4 protein-coding genes are annotated in these 3,242 nt (G+C 46.8%); all 4 read left to right on the forward strand.

Translation table 11 applies throughout. From position 1 onward, the window contains the following. Positions 1–471 (forward strand): RNA polymerase sigma factor SigW (gene sigW, locus C1T29_RS01395; protein ID WP_208945601.1); only part of this gene is annotated, 471 nt, incomplete at its 5' end. A gap of 13 nt (positions 472–484) precedes the next feature. Then, a complete protein-coding gene (gene rsiW, locus C1T29_RS01400) occupies positions 485–1,105 on the forward strand; it encodes an anti-sigma-W factor RsiW (RefSeq protein WP_023857683.1) in 621 nt (206 codons plus the stop codon). A gap of 165 nt (positions 1,106–1,270) precedes the next feature. Next, positions 1,271–2,092 carry a diadenylate cyclase CdaA gene (gene cdaA, locus C1T29_RS01405; RefSeq protein WP_003178443.1) on the forward strand — a complete coding sequence of 274 codons (822 nt, stop codon included), beginning with the start codon at positions 1,271–1,273 and terminating at the stop codon, positions 2,090–2,092. Next, positions 2,085–3,242: CdaR family protein (locus C1T29_RS01410; RefSeq protein WP_208945602.1), on the forward strand; the 1,158-nt coding region annotated here is incomplete at its 3' end. The genes cdaA and C1T29_RS01410, both read left to right, overlap by 8 nt.

The raw sequence follows: 3,242 nt of genomic DNA on the forward strand, positions 1-3,242 counted from the left end.
TATCAGCTTTGCTACCGTATGCTCGGCAATGCGCATGAGGCGGAAGATATTGCGCAGGAAGCGTTTATCAGAGCATACGTGAATATCGACAGTTTTGATATCAACCGGAAATTTTCCACATGGCTTTATCGAATCGCAACCAATTTGACCATCGATCGTATCCGTAAAAAAAAGCCGGACTATTACTTGGATGCAGAGGTGGCGGGGACTGAAGGACTGACGATGTATTCCCAGGTTGCGGCGGATGTTGCGCTTCCAGAGGATGAAGTGGTTTCTTTGGAGCTGCACAGCACCATCCAGGAAAAAATCTTAAGGCTTCCCGATAAATACAGGACGGTCATCGTATTAAAGTACATTGATGAGCTCTCACTCATTGAGATCAGTGAAATCCTTAATATTCCCGTAGGTACGGTGAAAACGAGGATACACAGGGGCAGAGAGGCTCTCAGAAAACAATTAAGGGATCTTTAAGTGGGGTGATGAAATGAGCTGTCCGGAGCATATTGTTCAGCTTATGCATAAATACCTTGACGGAGACATACTACCGGAAGATGAATCGCAATTAAAAGAGCACCTCCAATCATGCGAAGACTGCAAAAAGCACCTTCATGAAATGGAAAAATCCATCGCTCTTGTCCAGAGCACGTCACATCTTACAGCTCCGGCGAACTTTACAGCCGATGTGCTGGCGAATCTGCCGAAGGAAAAGCGAACGGCATCGATCAACAGGTGGCTTAAAGCCCATCCGTTTTTAGTGGCGGCAGCTTTGTTTATCATTTTGATGGGCGGCAGCTTTTTCTCCAGCTGGAAAAACGATCAGGATTTCAGCGTATCCAGCCAGCCCAATCTCGTAGTGAAAAACAACACGGTCATCGTACCTGAAGGCAAAGTTGTCAAAGGCGATGTGACCGTGAAAAACGGAAAGCTGATTATAGAAGGCAAAGTCGACGGCGATGTCACGATTGTTAATGGCGAAAAATATACGGCTTCAGCAGGACAAGTCACCGGTCAGATCCATGAGATCAACGAAGTGTTCGACTGGATGTGGTATAAGATTAAATCGACCGGAAAATCGGTTTTTGACATGAAGGAGTCTAAAGAGTAGAGCAAAGCGGGCGAATGAGCTTTGCTCTTTTTTTATGAGGGGCCGCCATTTCACTTGGAAAATCAATTTGTGCTATAATAGCGTCTGTATATGTAAAAATAATAGATCATACCATTTTGAAACATATTAACCTTACTAATGACTGAATTCTTGGAGGACGAGGAAATGGCTTTTGAGGATATCCCTTTCTTGCAGTACCTCGGCGATGCCGTTGATATTCTCCTTGTTTGGTACGTAATATATAAATTAATGATGGTCATCCGCGGGACAAAGGCGGTTCAGCTTTTAAAGGGAATCGTGGTCATTGTTCTCGTCAGGCTGGCCAGTCAATATTTAGGATTAAGCACCCTGCAGTGGCTGGTTGACCAGGCGATCACATGGGGGTTCCTGGCGATCATTATCATCTTCCAGCCTGAATTGAGGAGAGCGCTGGAACAGCTGGGGCGGGGGCGCTTTTTTTCGAGGAGCGGAACACCTGAGGAAGAGCAGCAGCAGAAAACGATTGATGCGATTACAAAAGCGATTAAATATATGGCGAAACGCCGGATTGGCGCGCTTCTGACGATTGAACGGGAGACGGGAATGGGCGATTACATAGAAACGGGGATCCCTTTAAATGCAAAGGTCAGCTCTGAGCTATTGATCAACATCTTTATTCCGAATACACCGCTTCATGACGGCGCTGTAATTATGAAAAATGATGAGGTTGCTGCAGCCGCCTGCTACCTTCCGCTTTCTGAAAGCCCTTTTATTTCAAAAGAGCTTGGGACGAGGCACAGAGCAGCAGTGGGAATCAGTGAAGTGACCGACAGTCTGACGGTTGTCGTATCCGAAGAAACGGGCGGCATCAGCGTCGCCAAAAACGGAGACCTTCACCGTGATTTATCGGAAGAGGCATTGAAAAACATGCTTGAAGCGGAATTCAAGAAAAATTCGCGAGAAACTTCCTCAAATCGCTGGTATTGGAGGGCGAAGAAAAATGGATAAGTTCTTAAACAATCCCTGGGCTGTCAAAGTAGTCGCATTATTATTCGCGTTTCTTCTTTACTTTGCGGTCCACAGCGCTCAAGCGCCGACTCCGAAGAAACCAGGTGAATCGTTTTTCCCGACATCGACGACAGACGAAGCGACGCTCACCGATATACCGGTCAAATCGTTTTATGATGATGAAAACTACGTCGTAACAGGCGTGCCGCAGACGGTGAATGTCACGATTAAAGGCCCGACAGGAACCGTCAAGAAGGTCAGACAAGTGAAGGATTTTGAGATTTATGCCGATATGCAGCATCTGAAAACAGGCAGGCACAAAGTCGAGCTGAAGGCCAGAAATGTTGCCGAAGGCCTCACTCTGACCATCAATCCATCGGTGACAACCGTGACCATCGAAGAAAAAACGACGAAGGAATTCCCGGTCGAGGTTGATTTTTATAATAAAAACAAAATGAAAGATGGCTACACGCCGGAGCTGCCGATTATCAACCCGAAAAACGTCAGCGTCACCGGCTCAAAAGCCGTGATCGACAGAATCCAAAACATCAAGGCGACGATCAATTTAGAGGGCGTCGACCAGACGGTTGAAAAAGAAGCCAAGCTAACAGTATACGACAGGGACGGAAATGTTCTTCCGGTTGAAGTCAGTCCATCCGTCGTTAAAATCACCGTTCCCGTGACAAGCCCTAGCAAAAAGATTCCCGTCAAAGTTGACCGGAAAGGGAGCCTTCCGGACGGTATCAGCATTTCCAGCCTTGATATCAGTCCGGGAGAGGTAACCGTCTACGGGCCGCAAAATGTTCTTGATTCGTTAGAATTTGTCGAGGCTGATGAGGTTGATTTAAGTAAAATGAAAGATGACACTGAGTTGGAAGCCAACATTAAAGTGCCGGACGGCGCTAAAAAAGTGTCACCCGAAAAAGTGAAAATCAAGGTGAAAGTTGACAAGGAAGAAGAGAAAAAACTGAAGAACGTTTCAATTAAAACCGCGGGGCTGAATGACAGCCGGGATCTTGAATTTCTCGATCCGAAGTCAGGCAAGCTGGATATCACGGCAAAGGGCTCGACAGCCGCGATCGAAAAACTCCAGCCTTCCGACGTCGAGCTCTATGTCAATGTGGCGGATCTCGATGACGGCGAGCATAAC

Source organism: Bacillus sp. MBGLi79, assembly GCF_002953915.1.

Coding starts and splice junctions, on each gene's coding strand:
- rsiW (WP_023857683.1), top strand. CDS start 485: ATGAGCTGTCCGGAGCATATTGTTCAGCTTATGCATAAATACCTTGAC.
- cdaA (WP_003178443.1), top strand. CDS start 1,271: ATGGCTTTTGAGGATATCCCTTTCTTGCAGTACCTCGGCGATGCCGTT.